The organism is Campylobacter sp. 110, from assembly GCF_002383965.1.
Taxonomy (GTDB): Bacteria; Campylobacterota; Campylobacteria; order Campylobacterales; family Campylobacteraceae; genus Campylobacter_D; species Campylobacter_D coli.
The window spans coordinates 1-577 of the sequence record NZ_NXBD01000001.1; the positions used below are offsets into that span (position 1 = coordinate 1).

Annotated in this window: 1 pseudogene; it reads left to right on the plus strand. The window is 29.5% G+C overall.

Features of this window, described 5'->3' with window-relative positions:
- Positions 1-577: pseudogene (locus BGS43_RS00005) on the plus strand (DUF2920 family protein); the annotation flags it as partial.

Genomic DNA, 577 nt, shown 5'->3' on the forward strand with positions numbered 1-577 from the left:
AACGCTTTCCAAAATTTGCAGATTTACCAAAAATTTATGGGGGGGGGGTCTTATGGAGGATACCTATCTTTACTCATGGCAAAGATAGCTCCTTGGTATGTGGATGGCGTGATTGATAATTCGGGTTCGGCTTTGCCTTCTCCTATGTTTATTTTAGAAAGAGAAAGTGGACAATATGATTATTTTGAGGAATATCCACATAATAAAATAGGATTTTTTATTAAAACTTATTGGAATGCGGATATTAGTTCAAAATATTTTTTTCATACCGAGAATTATTTAATTAGAATAATTCCTAATTTAGCTCATTTAACTATACAAGCTAGTGTTAATAAAAATATTATTTTAGTATCTTATCATAGTTTAAAAGATCCATTTAATACAGCAAAAGATAAACAAACTCTTTTTTTAGCGTATAAAGAGCTAGGATATGACGCCACTTTACATTTAATAAAAGACGAAAGTGAGATTGATGGAAGATTTATAAAAGATTTAAATCATGGTATGAGGATTACTGATAAAGCCTTATTTAGAAAAGAACTTCCTTTAATGCTTGAAAAATTGCAAGGAAGAAAAT